This is a genomic window from Dehalococcoidia bacterium, from assembly GCA_021295915.1.
Classification (GTDB): domain Bacteria; phylum Chloroflexota; class Dehalococcoidia; order Lucifugimonadales; family UBA1123; genus VXRN01.
In genome coordinates, this window is sequence record JAGWBK010000006.1 from 1,575 (window position 1) to 24,804 (window position 23,230).

Sequence of the window (23,230 nt, forward strand, 5' to 3'; positions counted from 1 at the left end):
AGTCGCGCAATCGCGTACTGCACAACGTTAGTGTCCTGGAACTCGTCGATCATGAACTGGGAGTAGCGACCCTTGTACTTTTCGGCCACAGACTCATTGTCCCTGAGGAGCAGGAATACCTTGAGAAGCAGGTCATCGAAGTCCACGGCATTTGACTGTCCCAGCAACGACTCGTAGCGTTGGTAGACTCGTCCAACTACTTCATCGAAGTAGCTGGCGGTGCGCATTGTGAATCCTTCGGCTGTAAGGATCTGGCTCTTAGCCCCTGAGATCGCCGAGAGAACCACTCTCGGAGAGAACTGCTTAGGGTCGACATCGGTCTCCCGCATCCCACGCTTGACCATTTCGAGTTGGTCAGAGTCATCGTAAATTGCGAAATTACGGTCAAGTCCAATTTCCTCGCCGTCGCGGCGGAGTATCTGGGCGCAGAAGGCGTGGAATGTGCCAACTGTGAGCCTGTCAGAGCCGTACGGTGAGACGGTCTGGATCCGCTCCTTCATCTCACGAGCGGCCTTGTTTGTGAACGTTACCGCAGCGATTCGGCTGGGAGGGAGTCCAACTACCCGCAACAGGTACGCAATTCTGTACGTGATGAGTCGAGTCTTGCCGCTTCCGGGCCCAGCGACGATCAACAGCGGCCCGTCGATGGCCTCAACCGCCTCACGCTGTCGTTCGTTAAGGCCTGAAAGAAACTCGGTCGTCATGTAATTGAACCTTATAGGCGATCTTCTCGTCTCTTAGACGACAAATAGTGGCGCGTCCCGCGTAATTACACGCTGCTCGTTGGAGAAGGATTCTCGCAGGTATTTCGGGACTGAAACCATCCCACGGAGCGTCGTCCCATCGAAGTAGCGAAGCTGCCCGCTTACGTGGTCGGCAATCCTGGCATCCACATCCTCAGGAGACATTTTAGCCGGGTCATATTGCAGGGACCCGATCACGAATCCCCACGTCGACCCAAAGCTGGGCACAAAGGTCTCTGAAAGCGTTACCACAGGGAACACGCTGGCGACTGTATTAGCAACGACGGAGAAACACTGTTCGTAAAACGACGGGCCCGTTGGGCCGGACTGAGAGACCATGACTCCGCCTTCGGTCAGTCGGTCACGGATGAGGCTGTAAAACTCCCGGGTAAAGAGAAGGTATGCAGGCCCTGCCTCCAGTGGGTCGGGGACGTCGATGATAATAACGTCGAATCGTTCGGACGTGGACTCCAGGTAAGCCAGGGCATCATCGTGGACCAGTTTGACCCTCGGATCACTGAAAGACCCCTGATGATGGTTAGGCAAGTAGTCGCGGCAGAGCTCCACGACTTTGCTGTCGATGTCCACCATCACAACGCTTTCGATGGTGTTGTGCCTGAGCACTTCTCGGACAGTCGCACCTTCTCCCCCTCCAGCCACGAACACTGAACTGGGGGCGCGATGGGAAATCATCGCCGGATGAACCAGTCCCTCGTGATAGACGAACTCGTCTACCTCAGTTGACTGGGTCTTCCCGTCCAGCACGAGGCTACGGCCGAATGCCGCGCCATCCTGCACCAAGACCTCCTGGTAAGGAGTGCGGCCGGAGAAATGGACTCTCTCGATACGTTCAGCCTGGTAGAGGTCTGGCGTAATCAGTTCATAGTGCCAGTTGCCGTCTGGCGGGCCTTCCATCGTGACCTGTACGCTCAGATGGCCGCGGAGGCTGATGCGAATACGGCGCCTCGCTTCACATCCGAAATCGACACGTCTTCACACTCGAGCATCTTAACTATCAGGTCCGCGGCGCGAAGGGGCGTAAGGCTCGTCCCGCACGTAAATATATCGGCGGCGGCGTAAGAGTGTTCTGGCCACGTGTGTATCGAGATGTGCGACTCGGCGATTGCCACGATTCCCGTAACTCCAATGGGCCGAAATTTGTGAAATGTCTCCCCCACTACAGTTGCCCCGGCTTCCTGTGCAGCGGTCAGAACTACCTTGCGAATAAAGTCGACATCGTCGAGGAGTTCTGCATTGCACTCTTTCAGATCAAGAAGCAGGTGCGTGCCTAGTGAATCCAATCACCAATCTCCGGAGCAGTATGAGGAAATCGCCAAGCCTGGCAGGTTCGCATTATACACGAATGCATATGCCCCTCGTCGAATCCCAGAACAACCTCTCTCAGTCGTGTCCGTCCGAATCATCCTCAGAAATCTGCTAACTATCGGACAAAACAAGACCAAAACTGTTGACGCGCCTTTGTATGGCAGGAGTTTACTCTTTGTTACATCAGGGCAGCTAGATAAAACTTGGTGGAAACCGATATGAACCTCTCTCTTGAACAGGCTCGGTTTCGTGGCTTAGTCCAGAGGCTGCCCGGAACCCCTACACTACCGATCCGTCTGCCGGTCGCCGTACCTCGCTCGGCGGTATTGCACTTGCTGGCGCTTATGCTGGCATCAATCTCGCTGGCGGTCGTGCTCTTCCGGTTCAGCTCGTACCTCGAGACCCTGGGTAACTGGAGATACCTCGGAGTTGCGGCGGCCGAATTCGCCAACAGCGCGATGATGATCTTCCCGACCCCTGCCTCCGCATACACGTTTGCCATGGGCGCGGCTCTGAACCCTTTCCTGGTCGGCTTAATTGGCGGAGCTGCGGCTACGGTAGGCGAACTGATCGGCTACAACATCGGCTTACGAGGGAACTCAGTAGTTGCCGACCGACCAGGTATCCAGCGGTTCAGTAACTGGACGGAACGATGGGGCACAACTGCGCTCCTGGTCTGTGCCTCCCTGCCCGTACCATTTGACATAGCAGGTGTCTGGGCTGGCGCGACACGGTATCCGCTCGCCAAGTTCATCCCAATCGTTTGCATAGGCAAAACCATTCGGGCGACAGGGATTGCGCTGGCAGGGTACTTTGGCCTCGAGGCCGCCTCCCAGTTCATTGGTTAGGCGGCACGGTCAGCTAAGTACAGACATATACCTATTCTAGGTCGCATTTTTGGACAAGTGAGTTGCTGTTCAACCGCAGCGCAGCCTCCTTTACTTTGCTGGAATGGCTCATATAGCATCTAGTTGCAGAAGGTTCGACAGGCCAGACAGCAGGCTTGTCCAAAGGACCCAAGGGTCAGAACACCTCTGCACTAATAGGCTATCCATGACCGACTACCCTGATCTCGTTCAACAGATCTCCACCTGTGAGAAGTGCGGCCTTTCCGAGGGGCGAAACAAAAGCGTGCCTGGCGACGGGGCTCTTGACGCAGACATAATGTTCATCGGCGAGGGACCCGGATACCACGAAGACCGGCAGGGACTGCCTTTCGTTGGACAGGCCGGCAACCTGCTGAACGAAATGCTTGCCTCAATAGGGCTTTCCCGGCATGACGTGTACATCACGAATATGGTCAAGTGTCGCCCACCTAACAACCGCGATCCCTTCCCGGCAGAGCTACGCTCATGCGCGCCTTACCTGGACGCGCAGATAGAGCTGATTCAGCCGAAGGTGATTGTCGCGCTTGGGAGATTCTCGTTCGCCAAGTTCTTTCCCAATGAGTCCATAAGCCGGGCCAGGGGCAGACCTCGCAATTGGCGGGACCTCGTGATCTATCCTATGTACCACCCCGCGGCTGCGCTGCACAATCCGGGCCTTCGTCCGGCAATTCAGCGCGACTTTTCAGCTCTTCCCGAGCTGATCCGCGAGGTAGCCGAGCGGCAGGCCACTGGCGACACGCAGGAGCGGGAGTCGGAGTCGGCACAGCAGCTCAGCATGTTCGAATAGAGGCCCATGCCAGACCAAACACTTCGAGTAATCCCGCTCGGTGGACTGGGCGAGATTGGCCGAAACATGATGGTGTTGGAGTACGACAACGACATCATCGTTATCGACGCAGGTGTACTGTTTCCCGAAGATGACATGCCCGGGATCGACTTTGTCATCCCGGACTTCACCTACCTGAGGGAGAACCAGGACCGCGTACGCGCCATTCTCATCACCCACGGCCACGAAGACCACATCGGTGCACTTCCCCATCTCTTAAGACAGATCAACGCTCCTGTCTATGCCTCAAGGCTCACTAACGGGTTGATTTCGGTGAAACTGCGCGAGCACGGCCTGCTCAGAAGTGCGCAGCTCAACGTGGTAGAGCCTGGAATACCCTTCTCAATCTGCGATTCTTTCGATGCGGAGTTCTTCCGCGTCTGTCACTCGATTCCCGACGCCATGGGGATAGCCGTGACAACGCCGCTGGGAGTAGTGATACACACGGGCGATTTCAAGATAGACCACACTCCAGCCGATGGTATTTCCACTGACTTCACGAGGCTCAGCCAGATTGTCGATGAGGGTGCGCTCCTACTGTTTTCGGACTCAACCTACGCCGAAGTAGACGGTTACACCGAGTCGGAGCAGCTAGTGGGTGAGGCGCTCGAGCGCGTGATTGGCGAGGCGCCCGGCCGGGTGATGATAGCCACCTTCGCCTCGCTGATCTCCCGTATTCAGCAGATCATAGACGCGGCAGTCAAATACGACAGGAAAGTGACGGTAGTTGGTCGCAGCATGGTGAACAACGTCAAGATGGCCCTGGACATGGGCTATCTCGACGCGCCGGACGATGTCGTTATACCCATGTCCCAGGCGAGACAGCTTCCACTGGAAGAAGTCGTAATCGTCGCCACAGGCAGCCAGGGGGAACCCACTTCGGCACTGGTCCGAATCGCCAACGGAATGCACAACGACATCGAAATTGCACCGGGCGACACCGTCGTCCTGTCAGCGTCACCAATTCCCGGCAACGAGACCGTCGTCGCACGCACTATTGACAACCTGATCAGGCAGGGCGCGACCGTCCTGTACAGTCGCATCTCGATGGTGCACGTGCATGGTCACGCGTCAAAAGAAGAGCTCAAGATGATGTTGAGTATCGTGAGACCTAGGTACTTCGTTCCGGTGCACGGAGAGTACAGGCACCTGACTCAACACGCGGCCATTGCGGCCGACATGGGGATTCCGTCCTCGCGGATTTTCGTCCTCGAGGATGGGGACGTGCTGGAGATGGACAGCGAAAGCGCACTCGTACTTGACACTGTCCCGGCAGGCCACGTGTACATTGCTGGAAGGCAACTGTGGAACGCGGACAGCTCGATCTTCACTGAACGGAGAAAACTCGGAAGAGATGGCGTCGTCACAGTGACTGTTACGCTGAGTTCCAGGACCGGATTACTCCTGACAGACCCGGCCATCGGGTCTTTTGGCTTTGCGGATAACAGTGAGTCTGACACTGTTTTTGAAAATACTTCAAAACTGGTTTCGTCGTTCCTTGAAGACCCAGACAACGACGGTCTAGATTTGGAACGTGTGAAGTCTCAGTTGACACGGTCAGTTGCGGACTTCCTGTACGGCGAGACACGTAGGAGACCGACAGTACTGACTGTGATCGAGCAGGTCTAGGCAGAACCGTCAAGGCTCGTACACCTGGCAGGGATATTGCACTGTTGGAGTAGTCTGGCCGTCTAGTGTCCAGTCTAGTCGCCAGTGAGGTCTTGCCATATGCCAGGGTCCAAGTCCGGGAATACGCCAGCAGCAAGCGGACACTCCGGCCTAACCCTTTTGACACTCTTTGCTCTCGTCACAATTGGCGGAGCAGCAGTTGCCGGATTCCTGTTCCGTCAGACGATCTTTGACGCCGTGAACGGAACTCGCGATCAGGTGTTAACGACAGTAGGGCTGGGATTCATCCCTATTTCACTGTGGCTGGGCGCGTTCGTGTTTGCGCTGGTCTTCCGAAGAAGCGCTCTTGGCTCAATAAACCTGTGGCTCGCATCTGTGGCAGCCGTGCTGGCGATAGTCGGCACTCTCTCATTCTTCAGACCGTTCGATGGCGCACTTGGCTGGTTCACGGGCTATGGATATTCAACGCTGGGCGGTAGCCTCGGCGATGCAGTGATCGGCAGCCCCAACTGGCTTGGAGTGCTTCGAGTATCCGCGCTTGCCATCCTCGCATCTGCAATCGCCCTGCCCTTCCTCGCCTTCATTGTGGGTGGAGCCATTGCCCAGGGACTGGGTCTGGCATATCTAACGGCACTAATGGGGATACGCTCACTCTTTTCCAGGAGGCAACGGGCTGAGGAGCCGGCCGATCTGCCCCCCCTTGCAGAGGCTCCAGTTCGACCAAGTTTCCTCATGGATGGCTATGGCTCTGAAGACAGTTCTCGGCCGGCCTGGGACGACAGAGACGACGTCCAGAAATCCTACGAGGACTCTGCTCCCGTAACCTCGTTCGGTGGATTTAGCGAAGAGCCTGAGGAGGGCCTTTCTTCCTCCCGCACGACCTTCACCGTACCTGACGATTGGAGCTACTCAGGGGCAAACGGTGATGAATCAGCAGGGCGAACGTTACAGGATGACTTCGAAGACGAGCCAGAGCCTGTTCCCACGCCTGCATTTGCTTCAGCAAGCCTCGAAGAGGACTTTGGAAGATCCTTCGAACCGGATCCTCCTATCGTCCAGGAACCGGCATTCGGTCGGTCTGCTGACAATATGGGTCTGACGGACTTTACAGAGCCCAGTGTCCATGTACCGTCAGAAGCAACGCCCGCAGTGGGCGTTCAGAATGCCCCTGTCGCGCCCTCGCCGGCCCGAAAGCTCCTGTCCAAGATCACGGGGGGAGGATTGATGTGGCAGCGGCCAGCGATTGGCATGCTGAAGCAAGCGCCCGAGATGTCGATCTCATCCCAGGAACTCAAAGACACTGCAGAGACTATTACCCAGACCCTGGGCGAGTACGGTGTGGAAGTCGAAGTTGGCCACGTAAGGCCTGGGCCGACTGTGACGATGTACGGACTCGTCCCTGGCTGGATTCGCAAGTCCCGAGTCGTTAAGCAACTAGACAAGGAGGGGACCCCTCTTCGGGACGAATCAGGCCGACAGATCACAAAGCGGGAAGAGAATAAGACCCGCGTAAAGGTCGACAGCATCCTGGCACGGGAGAAGGACCTGGCACTTGCCCTTCGGACCCCTTCGATTCGCATCGAGACGCCGGCGATGGGCAAGTCACTGGTCGGCATCGAGGTCCCGAACCCAAATCCCAGCCTGGTTACCCTTCGAAACGTCATGGAGAGCCGAGAGTTCCAGAAACTCAGAAAGGATGCCCACCTGCCGGTTGCCCTGGGACGCGGCAGCGGGGGCGAGGCGGTCTCCTTCGACCTGGCAAAGATGCCTCACCTGCTTGTCGCGGGCGCGACAGGCAGCGGCAAGAGCGTCTGTCTCAACGCGATCGTATCCTGCCTTATCACTGAAAAGACTCCTGTCGAGGCCCGTCTGTTGCTGGTGGATCCCAAGAGGGTGGAACTCACGCCCTACAACGGGATTCCGCACCTGATGGCACCTGTCGTCGTGGAGACCGACACTGTCGTGGGTTATCTGAAGGGTCTGATCCGGGAGATGTTCGACCGGTACCGGCAGATGGAAGAGGTTGGTGTCCGCAACATCGAGGCATACAACAAGCGGATGCCAGATAACATGCCGTACCTGTGCGTGGTTATCGACGAGTTGGCGGACCTGATGATGACAGCTTCGTTTGACATCGAGCAGTCGTTGTGCAGGCTCGCCCAGCTCGGACGGGCCACAGGAATCCACCTCATCATCGCCACTCAACGGCCATCCGTGGACGTCCTGACAGGCCTGATCAAGGCAAACTTCCCGAGTCGTATCAGCTTCGGCGTCACCTCGCAGGTAGACTCCAGGACGATTCTCGACACCGCCGGAGCAGACAAACTGCTGGGCCGCGGCGACATGCTCTACCTCCCGCTCGACGCCTCCAAGCCAGCACGTGTACAGAGCGTGTTCATCGGTGACGACGAGATTGGCGACATCGTGGACTTCTGGAAGAAGACCCCCTGGCCTCCGCTAAGGGAGATCGACCTGCTGGGAGGCGAAGGCCTTGACGAACACGGGAATGTCCAGGAAGACGACTCGCCCGACCGCGACGACATGTTCAACAAGGCACTCGAGCTTGCCCAGTCACATCGCAAACTTTCGACCTCACTGCTCCAGAGACGACTCCGCATCGGTTATCCCCGCGCGGCTCGACTCATGGACCAGCTGGAGGAAGAAGGCATTGTGGGTCCAAGTGATGGCTCCAAGTCGAGGGATGTTATAATCAACCAGGCTTAGAAATCTGATTACACCACTTCGGACGGCATTCATTGGTCCAGAACATAGCCAACCTCGTCAACTCCGTGGCCCGGCAGGGCACCGAGGACCCCGAGATAGAAACTGCTCGGAGGGTGTGCATTGTCTGCGACCTGGACCTGGAAGACTCTGAGTTCTTCGAGATCTTCAGAGTGTGTCCGCAGTGCCACTTTCACTACAGCATGAGCGCCCGCGAGCGGATCGACTCGCTGGTGGACACAAACAGCTTTAGTGAATTCAATCGGGCAGTCGTATCACTCGATCCCCTTTCATTCGCATCGGGGCAGTCGTATAACGACAGCCTGTTCCAGGACCAGCGCCGAACCGGACTATCTGAGGCAGTAGTGACTGGCACGGCGGCAATCGCTGGTACGCCGGTCATGCTGATTGTCCTGGACTTCGGCTTCATGGGTGGCACCATGGGGTGCGCTGTTGGAGAGAAAGTTACGCTCGCACTGGAAAGGGCCGTCAAACGTCAGCTTCCCGTAGTCGCGATAGTCACAAGCGGTGGCGCTCGAATTCAGGAAGGCGTTCTCTCGCTGATGCAGATGGCAAAGACCGCTGCGGCTGCCAACCGTCTTAACGAGTCAGGTCTGCCGTTCATAGCTGTACTTGCCAACCCGGCGACTGGCCAAGCGTATGGGAGTTTCGCAAATCTTGCTGACATAATCCTCGCGGAGCCGGGATCAATCGTAGGATTCTCATCACTGAGAGTAATCAAGAGAGCAAGTGATGAACCTCTGCCGGCGGGGGCACATTCCGCAGAGTCCCATCTATCGCACGGAATGCTGGATGCGGTCGTTGAGCGAACAGAGCTCAGGACCATCATCGGCGTACTCGTTGAACTCCTTGGCACCAAGTACAGGTTTGGCGGCGACCACAACGACTCCAGGCCACAGACACACATTACAGCGACAGAAGCATGGACGTCGGTCCAGATGGTCCGCCACAGGGCGCGACCCACATCTGCCGACTATCTCTCCCGGATCTTCACCCAGTTTGTGGAGCTTCACGGAGACCGTGCCTACGGAGACGACCCGACTATCATCTCGGGTATAGGGCAGATTGCGGGGCAAACTGTCGCCATAATAGCGCAGCAACGTGACGCTCCTCCTGGCACCGATCTCGACCTACAGGGCGAGAGCCGCACGACACCGGAGGGATTCCGAAAAGCCAACAGGACAATGGACTTCGCAGCCAAGTTCTCGCTGCCCTTGATCACGTTCATCGACACTTCCGGGCCAGACCTCAGTGTGAGCGCGGAAGAGCGCGGACTGGGAAATACAATTGCTGCCGCGATGGCGAAGATGTCAGGTCTCAATGTTCCAACGATCTCAGTAGTCACAGGTCAGGCAGGCAGCGGAGGCGCGCTCGCACTAGGAATCGCGGACAGCACGCTCATGCTGGAAAACGCGATTTATACCGCTGTGTCCCCTGAGGAGGTCGCCGAAGTAATCTACCAGGATGCCTCGAGGGCTGAAGACGTTGCTCCCTCGATGCGCCTCACGGCTCACGATTGCATGCAGCTTGGAATCATCGATCAGATCGTCGCGGAACCCCCTCAGGGCGCGCATTCGGACCCGGATGAAGCGGCACGCACCCTAGGTAGAGTCATAGTCTCTGAACTCGTCAGGCTACAAGGTCGACCCTCCAAGAAGAGGGCCAACGAACGCTATGCGAAGTATCGAAGCATGGGCGTGTACAGTTCACAGATCAAGGCCACTTTCGCCAGAGAAGTGAACTCAGTGCAGAACCTCATCAAGGGCGGGTTCAACAAGATTCCTTCGTTCCGTCGCCAGCGTCGACCCACCGAGAACGATCCCGCCAGCAGTTCGCCCAGTGGCGACGACGACGTCTTTTACGGCGCGGACGGCTAATACGCCGTATGGACTCCGTTGTCCAGGTGAACGGCCTGGCAGAGGAACAGGAACTCCTGTCAGTCCTGCGAAACCGGAGCACTCCTACAGCAGAGTTTCGTGGTGCATCTGATCGGTTGGCGCGCGTACTCTCCGCCAAGTTCGTAAAGAGACTCTACGACGTCAGTTGCACTGCAGAAGACCGTGTTCACAGCACTGACCAAGGTGTGCAGGACTTCGCCGACACACTGATCGTACCCGTCATGCGTGCCGGGTTGGCTCTCGTCCCTGCGTTCACAGAATTGCTGCCAGACGCCCCTGTTGGAATCGTTGGAGTCGAGAGAAACGAAGAGACTGCGGAGCCAAGCCTGTACTACGAAAGACTGCCGGCAGCTCCTCTTGAAAGGGCTCTAATCATCGACCCTATGCTCGCAACCGGCGGTACCGCCTGCCTTATCGCGAGTCTGCTCATCGAGCTTGGGTATGAGAGTGGCAGTATCCACTTCGTGGGAGTCCTTGCCGCGCCTGTAGGGATGGACAAGTTGTCTAGAATCATCCCTCGCCCGAACGTCACTGTCGCCGCAGTCGACCAGGGACTGGATCAGCACAACTACATTGTGCCGGGTCTTGGTGACTACGGCGACAGGTACTACGGAACGTAGAGGGACCGGCTCAGAACGTCAGCACGCCGCCTCCGGAGCTCCGGCTGGACTCGAATGACGAGATCTCATCGTCATGCTCCAGGGTAAGTCCGATATCGTCAAGCCCATTTAGCAGGCAGTGGCGTCGGAACGGCTCTACGCTGAAATCGGCGACAACCTGCTCGTTGTCGTCCCACACGCGCTCTGCCTCCAGGTCGACGTGCAGCCGATATCCAGGATCCCGCTCGGCGTTCTCCATGATCTGCTGGACAGTCTCCTCAGGCAAGACAATCGGCAGCAGCCCATTCTGGAAGCAGTTGTTGTTGAAGATGTCTGCAAAGCTGGGAGCGATCACGACTTTGAAACCGTACTGCCCGAGCGCCCAGGGGGCATGCTCTCTGGACGAACCCGATCCGAAGTTTCGGCCGGCGACGATTATCTCTGCGTCCCTGTAGCCCGGCTGGTTCAGGATGAAGTCTGATTTCTCAGAGCCGTCGTCGTTGTATCTCCAGTGGTAGAAGAGGAACTCACCGAATCCAGTTCGCTCGACTCGCTTGAGGAACTGCTTTGGGATGATCTGGTCAGTATCTACGTTGACGCGGTTCATCGGCATTACTGAGCCGGCAAATGTCTTGAAGGGCTCCATTGATTGCTCCCTGTTCAGGCTGTGTCGTAGAAGTGATCGTCTAAGGGTTTTTGGCTACCACTCCCTGATGTCAACGAAGTGTCCGGCGATCGCTGAGGCGGCGGCCATTTCGGGGCTGACGAGGTGAGTGCGACCACCATTGCCCTGGCGACCCTCAAAGTTGCGGTTGGAGGTCGAAGCGCATCGTTCGCCCGGCTCCAGGATGTCGGGATTCATGCCAAGGCACATCGAGCAGCCCGCTACGCGCCAGTCGAATCCTGCCTCGGTGAAGATGCGGTCCAGTCCCTCCTCTTCGGCCTGTGCCTTGATCTGTGCGGAACCCGGTACGACCATCGCGTACACGCTGTCGGCGACCTTCTTGCCACGGGCCACGTCGGCGGCCAGGCGCAGGTCCTCGATTCGGGAGTTCGTGCACGAACCAATAAACACCCTGTCGAGACTAATGTCCTGGATTGGCGTGTCTGGCTCAAGGCCCATGTAGTCCAGCGCCCGCTCCGCTGACTCCTTCTCACCCGCATCGTCGTAGGAGCTGGGATTCGGTACGCGACCCGTGACAGGGGCTACCATTCCAGGGTTGGTTCCCCATGAGACGTACGGCTCAATGTCTGATGACTGGACCACGACGACAGTGTCGTACTCAGCACCTTCATCGGTTACGAGCTTGGCCCACTCCTCGCAGGCGCGGTCGAAGTCCGCACCCTGCGGCACCTGGGGTCTGCCCCTCATGTAGTCGAACGTGGTCTGGTCGGGAGCGACCATCCCGGCGCGTCCACCGCCTTCTATGGACATATTGCAGACCGTCATGCGGCCTTCCATGGTAAGCTGCCGGATGCCCTCGCCGGTGTACTCGATAGCGTGACCGGTGGCTCCAGCAACGCCGATCTTACCGATGATGCAGAGGATTACGTCCTTCGCGGAGACGCCCGTCGGCAGCGGACCATCCACCCGGATTTCCATCGTCTTGGGCTTGAATTGGCGCAGCGTCTGGGTCGCGAGCACATGCTCAACCTCCGACGTGCCGATTCCGATCGCGAATGCGCCGAATGCGCCGTGCGTGGAGGTGTGGCTGTCGCCGCAGACTATGACCTGCCCGGGCTGAGTGTAGCCCTGCTCAGGGCCGATGACGTGGACAATGCCCTGGTAGGGGCTGAACCGGTCATACAGGGTAACGCCGAAGTCGTTGCAGTTGCGCTCGAGATGATCGAGCTGCTGGGCCGCTATCGGGTCGGTTATGGGACGGCTCAACTCCCAGGTGGGCGTGTTGTGGTCCATCGTCGCAACCGTGAGGTCGGGCCTTCGCACCTTTCGACCCGCCATCCGCAGTCCCTCAAACGCCTGAGGTGACGTCACCTCGTGCACCAGGTGGAGATCAACGTACAGCAGGCTGGGCTGACCCTCTTCCTCTCGGACCACATGGGCATCCCAGATCTTGTCGAACATAGTCTTCGCGGTCATTGCTAATCCTCTAAGTCTGTCTCTATTTGCCTGTTCCTTGCGACTTACTTCCTACGAACGTGGCGCAAGTCGTCACGAATCGATGCTGGAGAGGTGTCGGCAAGGGCTTTTCGGGCCGTCCCAAAGACTGGAGACGGCCCGAGAATTCGTTCGACCTGTTACGGGGACGGATCGGTAACCGCAACCGTCGCATCGCTCACGCTCACCAGCCGGTTCAGCGCGTTCATGTACGCCTTTGCGCTTGCGACGATGATGTCGGTATCCGAACCGCGGCCTATGTAGACGCTGCCGTCCGCCTCGATGCGAATGGTTACATCTCCTATGGCGTCAATGCCTTCCGTGACGGCATCCACACGGAACTCAGTCAGGGTGTTGTCGACGTGGACGATCCGATTTATCGCCTTGTAGACGGCGTCCACCGGGCCTGTTCCTGTAGCCGCGTCGGTCATCATGTCGCCATCAGGACCTTCGATGCTCACAGTTGCCGTCGGAACATCGTGATTGCCGGATGTGACCTGCACATGCTCGAGCTTATAGACGGCCGGGACATCCACACGGCGGCGGCGGCTCGACATCAGAGAGACAAGATCGGCGTCGCTTACCTCGCGCTTCTTGTCCGCAAGGTCCTTGAACGCCTCGAACGCCTCGTCCAATTCGGCCTGTTCCAGGGAGTATCCGAGTTCCTCGAGGCGAGACCTCAGCCCTGCCCTGCCGCTCAGTTTACCGAGGACCAGCTCATTGCTGGGCCAGCCAACCGACTTCGGGTCCATAATCTCGAAGGTGCTCCGGTCCTTCAGGACGCCGTCCTGGTGGATTCCAGAGGCATGTCTGAAGGCGTTAGCACCTACGACGGCCTTGTTCGGCTGCACAGGGAAGCCGGTGATGTCGCTCACCAGTCTGCTGGTGCGATAGATCTGTCGGGTGTCAATGTTCGTGCCGACGTCGAACAGGTCGGGGCGAGTCTCGATCGCCATTATGATCTCTTCGAGTGCGGCGTTGCCGGCTCGCTCGCCCAGGCCGTTGATGCAGCCTTCCACCTGGCGCGCGCCTGCGAGCACTGCTGCCAGGCTGTTAGCCACGGACATGCCAAGGTCGTTGTGGCAATGCACGCTCATTACCGCCTTGTCTATGTTCGGAACGTTCTGCTTTATCAGACTGAGGCGGTTATAGAACTCTGCCGGAATCGTGTATCCGACAGTGTCGGCAATGTTAATCGTAGTGGCGCCAGCCTCGATGACGGCTTCGAGCATCGTGTACAGGTACTCGATGTCGGTGCGTGTCGAGTCCATTGGGGAGAACTCGACATCGTCGCAGTACTCCTTTGCACGCTCGACTGAGGCGACTGCCATATCGAGTACCTGCTCAGGATTGCGCCTGAGCTGATGCATGATCTGAACGTCTGAGCTCGAGATGAAGACGTGGATCCGTGGCCGCGCCGCGTCTTTGATCGCGCCCCACGCTGCGTCAACGTCAGGAATGTAGCATCGAGCCAGCGACGCGATTATTGGCTTTCGGACCTCGGCCGCGATCGCCCGCACGGCCTCGAAGTCACCCGGCGAACTCGCAGCAAACCCGGCTTCGATGATGTCCACGCCGAGCCGTTCGAGCTGCTTTGCGATCTCCATCTTCTCGGGCGTGGTCAGCCCGATGCCCGCAGACTGCTCGCCGTCTCGCAGGGTGGTGTCAAATATCATTACTTTTTCGTCTGGCATCTTCTTTTCCCCTTGGTTGTCAGGAAGTAATTCCGGAACTCTAACTGGCGATCGCTATTCCAAGGGCAACGCAGTCCGCCTGACGCGCAGCAATGCGGGCGCGTGGGCGGACTACGTGGGTTGCCTCCGAACTAGTCATTTTCGACTCTTCTCTCCTGCTAGTCTGCGTCCTGAAGGAATGACATCATTCCGCGGAGCTCTTTGCCGACCACTTCTATCGGGTGACCGGCGTTCTCCTGGCGCAAACGGTTGAAGGTCGGGCGGCCTTCGTCGTTCTCAGCGATCCATTCGCGAGCGAAGCTGCCGTCCTGGATGTCTGCGAGAATCTTCTGCATATTGTCCTTGACCCGTTCGTCGATCACGACCGGGCCGCGAGTGTAGTCGCCGTACTCTGCCGTATCGCTTACCGAGTAGCGCATGTACTCGAGACCACCCTGGTAGAACAGGTCCACGATGAGCTTCAGCTCGTGCATGCACTCGAAGTATGCCGATTCTGGCTGGTAACCGGCCTCGATGAGGGTCTCGAACGCCGTCTTAACGAGTTCGGCGACTCCGCCGCAGAGTACTGCCTGCTCACCGAACAGGTCAGTCTCTGTCTCTTCCTTGAAAGTGGTCTCAAGGACGCCTGCCCTGGTGCAGCCGACTCCCCTTGCATAGGCGAGTCCGAGATCTGACGCATTGCCGGTTACGTCCTGGTGGACCGCCAGCAGCCCCGGAACCCCTGATCCACGAGTGTATACCTCGCGCATCCTGTGACCGGGAGCCTTGGGCGCGACCATTGACACGTCGACGCTGTCGGGCGGGACTATCCATTCGTAGTGAATGTTGAAACCGTGGGCAAACATCAGCGTCTTGCCGGGCAACAGATGCGGCAGGATGGACTCCCTGTAGACCTCAGCCTGTATGTGGTCGGGAATCAGCACCATGATGACATCCGACTCGCGGGCGGTCTCCTCGACCAGACCAACCTTGAGCCCGTTAGACTCGGCAGTCTCCCAACTGCGGCTGCCCTCATAGAGCCCGACCATCACGTCGAGTCCCGAGTCATGCAGGTTGAGCGCGTGGGCGTGACCCTGGCTGCCATAGCCGATGATCCCGATTGTCTTGTCCTCGAGCAGCGACATATTCGCGTCGTTCTCGTAGTAGATGTTCGCCATATATTTTTTTCCTTCTAGGTTGTTGTTACCTGGTATTGTTCATCCTGTTGTCGGTTCGGGGTTGGTCCAGCGTTATACGCTGCCGCTTTCCCACTTCACCGCTGGTCTTTCGGCTCGGACGCGGCGTTGTGAGTCGCCTTCGTTTGAACCGCGACTCATTGCCACTACCCCGGTCCGCATGACCTCCTGGACCTGGAGGCCGAACCCCGTGAGGTTGTCGACGAGGTCGTTCACTTTGTTTGATTTGCCGGTGACCTCGATTATCAGCGATTCGGAGGTTGTATCAACGATCTTGGCCCCGAATATGTCGACTATGGCCTTTATCTCGCTGAGTGGCTGAGTGTTCCACTTGACGCGGACGAGCGCGAGTTCGCGCCAGACGCTATTGTTGTCATCTACGTCGACTACCTTTATCACGTCGATCAATTTGTTCAGGTTCTTGGACACCTGCTCGGTGGTGCGGGTGTCGCCCTCGACAACGAAGGTCATCCTGGAGAGGTCCGGAATCTCGCTTGGCCCCACAGCGAGGCTCGCGATGTTGTATCCGCGTCTGCGGAACATGCTGGTGATCCTGTTCAGGACTCCCGGCTTGTCCTCCACCAGAGCGGTTAAAGTGTGTTCCGGCTTTGTGCCGTTTTGTGAGGTGACCATTCTATGTTCGGGCCTCCTGAGGACGCGGCTCCTCTATCATCTCCCGTACAGACATTCCAGCGGGGATCATCGGGTAGACGTTCTCTTCCTGCTCGACTACGAAGTCGACTATGGCAGGGCCGTCAAAGGCCATCGCTTCCATGATCGTGGACCTGACCTGGGACTTGTCGGTAACCCGGGCTCCAAAAGCCCCGAATGCCTCAGCCAACTTGACGAAGTCGGGATTAGCGCTGTAGCCGGTTGCCACGTAGGAGCTGTTATAGAATATCTCTTGCCACTGCCTCACCATTCCCAGGAAGCCGTTATTCAGGATGGCAATCTTGACGGGGATGTGGTTCTCAACCATGGTCGCAATCTCGCACATGGTCATCTGGAATCCGCCGTCGCCTGCCACCGACCAGACCACCTTGTCGGGGCGTCCCACCTGCGCGCCCATTGCGCCAGGCACTTCGTATCCCATCGAGCCGGCTCCGCCAGAAGAGACCAGCGAGCGCGGCTCGTTGTACGAGTAGTGCTGAGCAGCCCACATCTGGTGCTGACCAACCCCCGTCACAACTATCGCTTCGCCATTTGTCGCCTCGGAAATCTCCTTGATAACGTACTGGGGGATTAGTTTGTCGGTCTCCCTTACGAGCATCGAAGGGTGATCTCGCTTCAACTCTTCGATCCTGTTGAGCCAGTCGATATGCGTCGAAGGCTGCACCCTCTTGTTGAGGTCGACCAGCACCCTCTTGACGTCGCCGACAATGGGCACGTCAACGGGGATATTCTTGCCTATCTCGCTTGGGTCCACGTCGACGTGGATCTTCTTCGAACCCGTCGCGAAAGACGAAGTGTCGCCCGTGATCCTGTCGTCGAAGCGCATGCCCAACGCGATGAGAAGATCTGCTTCCTCGATCGCCAGGCTAGCGTAAGCCATGCCGTGCATCCCAGGCATACCCACGCACAGAACATGGTCGTCAGGGAAGCCGCTTAACCCCAGCAGGGTCGGAACCACGGGAATCTGTGCCTTTTCTGCAAGTTCTCGAAGCTCATCAAAGGCCTGAGACAGGATTACACCGTGTCCAGCAAGAATTACCGGGCGCTCTGCCTCGTTGATCAGGTTTGCCGCGCGGCGGATCATACCGCTGTGGCCCTGCAGGTTCGGCTTATAGCCTGGCAGATCTATCTCGTCTGGCCACTCCACGTCTACTTCTTCCGTGAAAACATCCTTCGGAATGTCAACCAGAACGGGGCCGGGCCTGCCGGTGCTGGCTATGTGGAACGCTTCTTTTATAACTCCGGCGATCTCGGAGGCGTGCATCACCAGGTAGTTGTGCTTGGTGATCGGGAGCGTGATTCCAGTGATGTCAGTCTCCTGGAAGGCGTCAGACCCGATCGCCGCCCTTCCAACCTGTCCGGTGACTACTACCATCGGTACGGAGTCCATCTGCGCCGTCGCAATCCCTGTGACGAGATTGGTGGCGCCAGGGCCTGAGGTTGCCCACGCGACACCGGGGCGTCCGGTTACGCGCGCATACCCGTCGGCTGCGTGCGCTGCTCCCTGCTCGTGACGAACAAGGATGTGCCGGAGCTCTGGAAATTCGGGAAGGATCTGGTAAAGGGGCAGAATCGCGCCTCCCGGAAGGCCGAAAATAACATCAACGCCTTCCCTTAGAAGGGCTTCACAAACTATCTGGCCGCCATTGCGTCGCATGTCTTGAACCTCCCACGGTCTCTCGGCCTAAACGAGCCGAGCACTGTGTTTCACATGCACATATATCAAAAAATCCCGTCCACACAAGGGACGGGACCTGCTTCTTTACAAACGGATACCCCGCGGTACCACCCAAGTTGTCCGGATTGTCGCTCCGGACCACTCTTCGGCTTGGTAACGGTGCCACCCCGTCCGGCCCTACACAGGCTTCTGAGGTGCATGGACTGGCCGATCCAACTTGATGAGTTGTCGTCCACCCTCACCCCTACCTTTCGGGCAGGATGCTCCCGGGCGAGTTCCCGCGGCCATTGGCGCCGGACTTTCACCTAACTCCGGCTCTCTCGTGGCCTGCCTGCCGCGGTACTACTCCCATTCGTAGCATTTATTATCGTATTTTCAGGTACGCTGACTTCCAATAGTAGCATCTGGCCAGAAAGAGTGTCAAAAGCCAAAGCGATCCAAAACACCCTTGAATCCAGACGTTAACGAGCCCTTAATCCGACCCCGGGCAGAGCCCCTTCAACCACCTTGCCAGCCTCGACGACGGCCCTTCCTCCAACGACCACGTACTCTATCCCGGTGGGTGCCAGTGTCGGCTCTTCATAGGTGGAGTGGTCAATCACCCTGTCCGCATCGAAGACGACAACGTCAGCATCCATGCCTGGTCTGATCCTCCCCTTCGAGGCGAAGGCCGGAGCCCTGTTCTCAAGTCTCTGGGCCGGCATTAGCGAGCATTTGGCCAGCGCGTTTCTCAGCGAAAGCAGCTTCCGCTCCCGCACATAGCGACCGAGAATCAGGGAATAGGTGCCAGACGTTCTCGGATGACCCTTACCATTCCGGAGGAAGCCGTCGGTAGCAATGGCGGTGAGAGGACTCGTGACAGCGGTGTCCACTGCGTCCTGCGGAGTCGAGTGAACGATGACCATGCCGCCAGTCTCGCGATACTCAGCAAACGTAGATGCTGTGAGGCGCTCGCCGGTGTCCGCCCATTGGAGGCTGTCGTAGCTGATGCCGTACTTGTCCTGCCAGCCCTCGCTGAACAGTGCCGAGTCAATTGCGGTCATCCCGGCAGTATAGGGGTAACACTCGGTGGTAACGTCCAGGCCCTGCTCGCGAGCCCCCTGAACCATTCCCAGTGTGGCACCCGTTGCATCCAGACCTGTGCTCTGGACGTGCACGATGTGAAGCGGGGCTCCTGATATCGCGGAGGCAGCGATTACCTCGCCTGCAGCCTCGATACTACTCATCGGTTCGTGATAGCCCTTGCCCCGGATGTGGACGTGGCACGGGGCGCCATACTTGGCCGCGACCCTGAAGACCTCCAGCGCCTCCCATCTCGAGCAGCCCCGTGTGTAGTCCAGGCCGAATCCCACAGCGAGGGCTCCGCTTTCGAGACCTTTCTCTATGCCCTGCTTTATCTGACTAAGCTCGTCGGAAGTAGCCTCCCTAAACGCAGCATCAGCCACCGGCAGAAAGTCGCCAGGATCGTTCATCACGTCGATTCTGACAGGAATATGACCCACACTTGCCCCGAAGTTAACGACGGCTTGACCCTCACGCTCGGCGTACCAGGCGTCGATGTCGCCCGCACCCACCTCAAGCTCCAGTGCTGTCGTAACACCGTCACGGGCCTGGATCTCGTAGTTCTCATGGTCCTGTCCGTGGGAGTGCAGGTCGATGAAGCCAGGGGCTACGACCATGCCAGTTGCATCGATGGTCTCGTCGCCCTGTAGTTCTGCGTCGGTTATGGACTCGATGCGGCCTCCGGTCATTCCGACATTCCGAATCGCGTCCAGACCCGACTCCGGATCGATTACCCTGCCGCCCTTGATAACTAGACTGTGGGACATAGTTATTACCTTTCGTAGAGGGATTGCATTGGGTGATAGCCAGAGGTAACCGGCAGCGCGCGCTCGACGACTTCGCCTCGCTGGACATGGAGTGAGTAGGCGCCGGATTCGGGGTTCGCGGCGACTACCCTGTAGCCGTCTGACGTGAACGCGACGGCGCAATCGTTGTCGATGGCAAGCCCGTTTCCGCCCTTTCGTCTCAGCATTTCGTGGAAGTCCTGTCTTCTGGGTACCCCGGCAGTTTCGCCGTTGTAGTGAGGGCACGCCAGTCCGCTCAAGAGTCCCATGCCTGTGACGGCTATGTAGTTCCAGTCGTCAGGGCTGTAGAAGGACATCGAGTCGCTGTGCCCGCGGTCGAACCAACAGATCGCGCCAGCGCTCACGCCACAGAGGACCACCCCTTCTGAGTATGCGGAACTGAGCAGATCGTCGACTCCCAATCTGCGCCATCTGCGCATCATCTTGAGGGTGTTGCCACCTCCGACGTAGATGATGTCGGCCCAGTCGATCTTCTGGGCTACAGACTCCGACGAGGGCGCTTTACCCAGCAGGTAGAGCACGTCAGTGGCGCACCCATAGCTCTCGCGATACGCCCTGTCGAATCCTTCCCAGTTCTCAACCGAATCGCTACTTGCTGTCGGGATGAACAGGGCGTTTGGGTTCGATGAGCCTGATAGCTTGATAATCTCCACGTCAATGGGCTCGGTTACCAGTGTGCTGACGTCTCCGCCACCTATTGCAACGATGCTTCCCATCAAGTTACCCCGTAGGTAGAAGATCTGCCGGATGTCGAGTGTGCCAGTCCGTTCTCTCCTGGTATGCCCTGCCGAGTGCGATGCTGATGTTTTCGTCGTAAGCCCGCGCCATGAACTGGATACCAGTCGGCATCCCGTCAGAGTCGAACCCACTCGGGACCGACTGCGAGGGTAGTCCACATCCGTTTCCGATAGCGCCGACTATGTCTCCCGGCCCGCTGGTGTTTCGTCTGAAGTGCTCATCAACTGGAGTAGCGGTGGTGAGGGACGTGGGCGCCGCGAGTGCGTCGTATTTGGACATGACCTCGTCAACTTGCCTTGCCATCACGCCACGCAATCTGAGAGCGCGTACATAGTCCGTGGCGAGAATCGCCGTTCTCGCGTAGGGGCCGTAGTGGTCTTCGGGGGCGGTCAGCTTCTGCGGTCCGCCCTCACCGAGGAAGTCCTCGAATGCGCTGGCGGCCTCAACCATCAGTATCGTCCTGACTATCGGTACGTATGGCAGATCGGGTAGTGTCACTTCTTCGACGTCGGCAACATCGGAAATCGCTTCGAGGGCGGCCTCAAAGTTGGCCTTTACGGCGTCCTGGGCTCCCTCAGTTACGTCCTTGGGAACACCCAGCCTAAACTTTCTGCCCAATCGCGCGGAATCCAGGTTGGAGTCGTAGGTGAACTCGTACGGATAAGTCGTAGGGTCGTTCGGGTCTGGCCCGGCTATGGCGTCGAGCACTATCCCGCAGTCGTCTGCCGTCAGGCACAAAGGACCGAGCTTGTCGAGCGTCCAGCAGAGAGCCATTGCCCCCGCCCTGCTCACACGACCGTAGGTAGGACGCAGCCCCGATAGGCCACAGTTGTTTGACGGCGACAGGATCGATCCCCACGTCTCAGAGCCTATGGCAAATGGGACAAGTCCCGCGGCCACCGTGGCGCCTGATCCGCTCGAGGAGCCTCCAGTCCAGCGGTCCCTGTTCCAAGGATTGCGTGGGGGGCCTGTAAGAGAAGCCTTCGGCTGGTTGTAACCCATGCCGCCTGCCAACTCGATCATCGCGACCTTCGCCGCAAGTGGCGCACCGGCCGCCTCCAGCCTAATTACGACGGTCGCGTCGTTGTCGAATGTCTGGTCCCTGAACGGTTCGGCTCCCCATGAAGTCGGGATCCCACCCGATGTTGCGAGCAGGTCCTTGGCGCCCCATGGAATGCCTCGGAGTAGTCCACCATCGTGGCCGGCAGCAATATCGGACTCGACCTGGCGGGCGGTTTCCAGCGCCCTCTCGCCTGTGAGTGTGACTACGGAGTTGTAGCTAGGACCGAGTTCATCGAGACGCGACAGGAAGCTCTCCGTCACATCTACCGGCGAGACCTGGCCATCCTGAATCATGCCTGCCAGTTCTCTGATTGACTTGAACTGAAGCTCATCAGGCATTGTCGTCACCTCTGTACGGTCTGAACGTGGAGAACGGTTCAATGTCGTTAGTCAGGGGGATCGACCTCAAGGCCTGGGTGAATCCACTCAGGCCGAGCACCGACTGCCGGACCTCGTCCAACTGCTCATCGCTAAGCAGGCTTCCATACTTTTCTTTCACGACCGCAAAGAGCAACTCCTGCTCTAACGTTTTCTTCTCTTCAGATCCCAATGTGTCACCTCCCCGGTCGGGCCAATAGTAGCACGTTGGCAATGAGCTTTCGGCTATACTCGTTTCACCACTCGGCAACCTCACGACAGGAGCAGCGGACTTGATGCTTCGCACGGGCATTTTCGGGTACCCGATAAGCCACTCGATCTCTCCACCCATGCATCAGGCTGCGTTCGACCACCTGGGAATTGATGCCACTTACCAGGCCTGGGAGACACATCCCGACGATCTCGGTGAGGGGGTCAGGGGTCTCCGCGATGACCTGTACCTGGGCGCAAACGTCACCGTCCCGCACAAGCAGGCAGTGATGGAGTACCTCGACGATGTGGACGACCTCGCCAGACGTATCGGCGCCGTCAACACGATCATTAACCGTGATGGCAGGCTCCTTGGGACCAACACGGACGCCGAAGGGTTCATCACGTCGCTCATCAAGACTCATGGCGATATCAACCCTACAGGACTCGACGCAGTACTCGTTGGCGCAGGAGGGGCTGCGAGGGCTGCGGCTCATGCCCTGGCAGATGCCGGCATTGGGTCGCTAACAATCGCCAACCGCACTCCAGAACGGGCACTGGCGCTTGCCGAAGAGATCGCGAATCAAGGGGTTACGACGCAAGCAATCGCACTCTCGGATTCAGGGTACGCCGGTGTGTGCCGCAAAGCCGCCCTTCTGATCAACTCGACGTCTGTCGGAATGCTTCACGGGCCTGCGGAGGAAGCCTCTCCAGTACCGGACGGGGCAATCAGCGCGGGTTGCGTGGTGTATGACATGGTGTACAACCCGCCAGACACTCCCCTGCTGAAGGCTGCGGAAAGTGCCGGGGCAAGGATTGTCGGGGGACTCCCGATGTTGGTCTACCAAGGCGCGGCAGCGTGGTCTCGGTGGACTGGCGAAGATGCTCCTGCGGACGTGATGTTCAAGGCTGCGGAACAAGCTCTAAGGTTGTATTCGTAGACGATTGAAAGCGGGCCCGTCTCACGGGGTATCAAGCAAAGCACTCGAATTTGGCCTTTTCTTAGA

The 23,230-nt window shown here is 58.2% G+C and carries 19 protein-coding genes, 1 pseudogene and 1 other annotated feature (1 of these 21 running past the window's edge); of the genes and pseudogenes, 7 read left to right on the forward strand and 13 right to left on the reverse strand.

The annotated features are described in order from the left end of the window. From J4G14_03010 to speD, 3 genes and pseudogenes are all read right to left on the reverse strand, one after another. A pseudogene (locus J4G14_03010) lies at positions 1–704 on the reverse strand (UvrD-helicase domain-containing protein); it reaches 1,574 nt to the left of the window's first position. Positions 705–737: 33 nt separating this feature from the next. Continuing rightward, a complete protein-coding gene (gene speE, locus J4G14_03015) occupies positions 738–1,658 on the reverse strand; it encodes a polyamine aminopropyltransferase (GenBank protein MCE2456767.1) in 921 nt (306 codons plus the stop codon). Between the two features lie 14 nt (positions 1,659–1,672). Continuing rightward, on the reverse strand, positions 1,673–2,044 hold the full coding sequence (speD, locus tag J4G14_03020; protein ID MCE2456768.1) for an adenosylmethionine decarboxylase: 372 nt from the start codon (positions 2,042–2,044) through the stop codon (positions 1,673–1,675). Positions 2,045–2,401: 357 nt separating this feature from the next. On the opposite strand from speD, the gene J4G14_03025 reads away from it, so the two are divergent. The 6 genes from J4G14_03025 to upp all read left to right on the forward strand — a co-directional run bounded on the left by J4G14_03025 (position 2,402) and on the right by upp (position 10,671). Next, a complete protein-coding gene (locus J4G14_03025; GenBank protein MCE2456769.1) occupies positions 2,402–2,917 on the forward strand; it encodes a VTT domain-containing protein in 516 nt (171 codons plus the stop codon). Between the two features lie 205 nt (positions 2,918–3,122). Then, a complete protein-coding gene (locus tag J4G14_03030; protein ID MCE2456770.1) occupies positions 3,123–3,743 on the forward strand; it encodes a uracil-DNA glycosylase in 621 nt (206 codons plus the stop codon). A 6-nt stretch (positions 3,744–3,749) separates the two neighbouring features. Next, positions 3,750–5,411, forward strand: a complete 1,662-nt coding sequence (locus J4G14_03035) for a ribonuclease J (protein MCE2456771.1) — start codon at positions 3,750–3,752, stop codon at positions 5,409–5,411. Between the two features lie 99 nt (positions 5,412–5,510). After that, a complete protein-coding gene (locus J4G14_03040; GenBank protein ID MCE2456772.1) occupies positions 5,511–8,135 on the forward strand; it encodes a DNA translocase FtsK in 2,625 nt (874 codons plus the stop codon). Between the two features lie 32 nt (positions 8,136–8,167). Further along, positions 8,168–10,030: an acetyl-CoA carboxylase carboxyl transferase subunit beta gene (locus J4G14_03045; protein ID MCE2456773.1), complete on the forward strand. Its 1,863-nt coding sequence runs from the start codon at positions 8,168–8,170 to the stop codon at positions 10,028–10,030. Between the two features lie 8 nt (positions 10,031–10,038). Then, positions 10,039–10,671 carry a uracil phosphoribosyltransferase gene (gene upp, locus J4G14_03050; protein MCE2456774.1) on the forward strand — a complete coding sequence of 211 codons (633 nt, stop codon included), beginning with the start codon at positions 10,039–10,041 and terminating at the stop codon, positions 10,669–10,671. A 10-nt stretch (positions 10,672–10,681) separates the two neighbouring features. Here upp and leuD read toward each other — a convergent pair whose 3' ends face one another. The 10 genes from leuD to J4G14_03100 all read right to left on the reverse strand — a co-directional run bounded on the left by leuD (position 10,682) and on the right by J4G14_03100 (position 22,206). Then, positions 10,682–11,296, reverse strand: coding sequence for a 3-isopropylmalate dehydratase small subunit (gene leuD / locus J4G14_03055; GenBank protein ID MCE2456775.1), 615 nt, complete (start codon positions 11,294–11,296; stop codon positions 10,682–10,684). A 54-nt stretch (positions 11,297–11,350) separates the two neighbouring features. Beyond that, positions 11,351–12,751, reverse strand: coding sequence for a 3-isopropylmalate dehydratase large subunit (leuC, locus tag J4G14_03060; protein MCE2456776.1), 1,401 nt, complete (start codon positions 12,749–12,751; stop codon positions 11,351–11,353). Positions 12,752–12,909: 158 nt separating this feature from the next. Beyond that, positions 12,910–14,463, reverse strand: a complete 1,554-nt coding sequence (locus J4G14_03065; protein ID MCE2456777.1) for a 2-isopropylmalate synthase — start codon at positions 14,461–14,463, stop codon at positions 12,910–12,912. 158 nt (positions 14,464–14,621) lie between these two features. After that, positions 14,622–15,620, reverse strand: a complete 999-nt coding sequence (ilvC, locus tag J4G14_03070) for a ketol-acid reductoisomerase (protein MCE2456778.1) — start codon at positions 15,618–15,620, stop codon at positions 14,622–14,624. A gap of 72 nt (positions 15,621–15,692) precedes the next feature. Continuing rightward, positions 15,693–16,271 (reverse strand): acetolactate synthase small subunit, encoded by a 579-nt coding sequence (ilvN, locus tag J4G14_03075; protein ID MCE2456779.1) that lies wholly within the window; start codon positions 16,269–16,271, stop codon positions 15,693–15,695. Between the two features lies 1 nt (position 16,272). Continuing rightward, the gene (gene ilvB / locus J4G14_03080; GenBank protein ID MCE2456780.1) at positions 16,273–17,967 is read right to left on the reverse strand and encodes a biosynthetic-type acetolactate synthase large subunit; all 1,695 of its coding nucleotides are present in this window, start codon (positions 17,965–17,967) and stop codon (positions 16,273–16,275) included. A gap of 83 nt (positions 17,968–18,050) precedes the next feature. Next, positions 18,051–18,353: a binding site (T-box leader), on the reverse strand. A 96-nt stretch (positions 18,354–18,449) separates the two neighbouring features. Then, positions 18,450–19,817 carry an amidohydrolase family protein gene (locus J4G14_03085; GenBank protein ID MCE2456781.1) on the reverse strand — a complete coding sequence of 456 codons (1,368 nt, stop codon included), beginning with the start codon at positions 19,815–19,817 and terminating at the stop codon, positions 18,450–18,452. 5 nt (positions 19,818–19,822) lie between these two features. Next, positions 19,823–20,572, reverse strand: a complete 750-nt coding sequence (locus J4G14_03090; GenBank protein MCE2456782.1) for a peptidase E — start codon at positions 20,570–20,572, stop codon at positions 19,823–19,825. Positions 20,573–20,576: 4 nt separating this feature from the next. Continuing rightward, entirely contained in the window at positions 20,577–21,995 is a 1,419-nt protein-coding gene (locus tag J4G14_03095) for an amidase (GenBank protein ID MCE2456783.1), read from the reverse strand. After that, on the reverse strand, positions 21,988–22,206 hold the full coding sequence (locus J4G14_03100; GenBank protein ID MCE2456784.1) for a hypothetical protein: 219 nt from the start codon (positions 22,204–22,206) through the stop codon (positions 21,988–21,990). Before J4G14_03100 ends, J4G14_03095 begins: the two co-directional genes overlap by 8 nt. Before the next feature lie 103 nt (positions 22,207–22,309). Here J4G14_03100 and J4G14_03105 point away from each other — a divergent pair, with 103 nt between their 5' ends. Beyond that, a complete protein-coding gene (locus tag J4G14_03105; GenBank protein MCE2456785.1) occupies positions 22,310–23,164 on the forward strand; it encodes a shikimate dehydrogenase in 855 nt (284 codons plus the stop codon). Positions 23,165–23,230 lie beyond the last annotated feature (66 nt).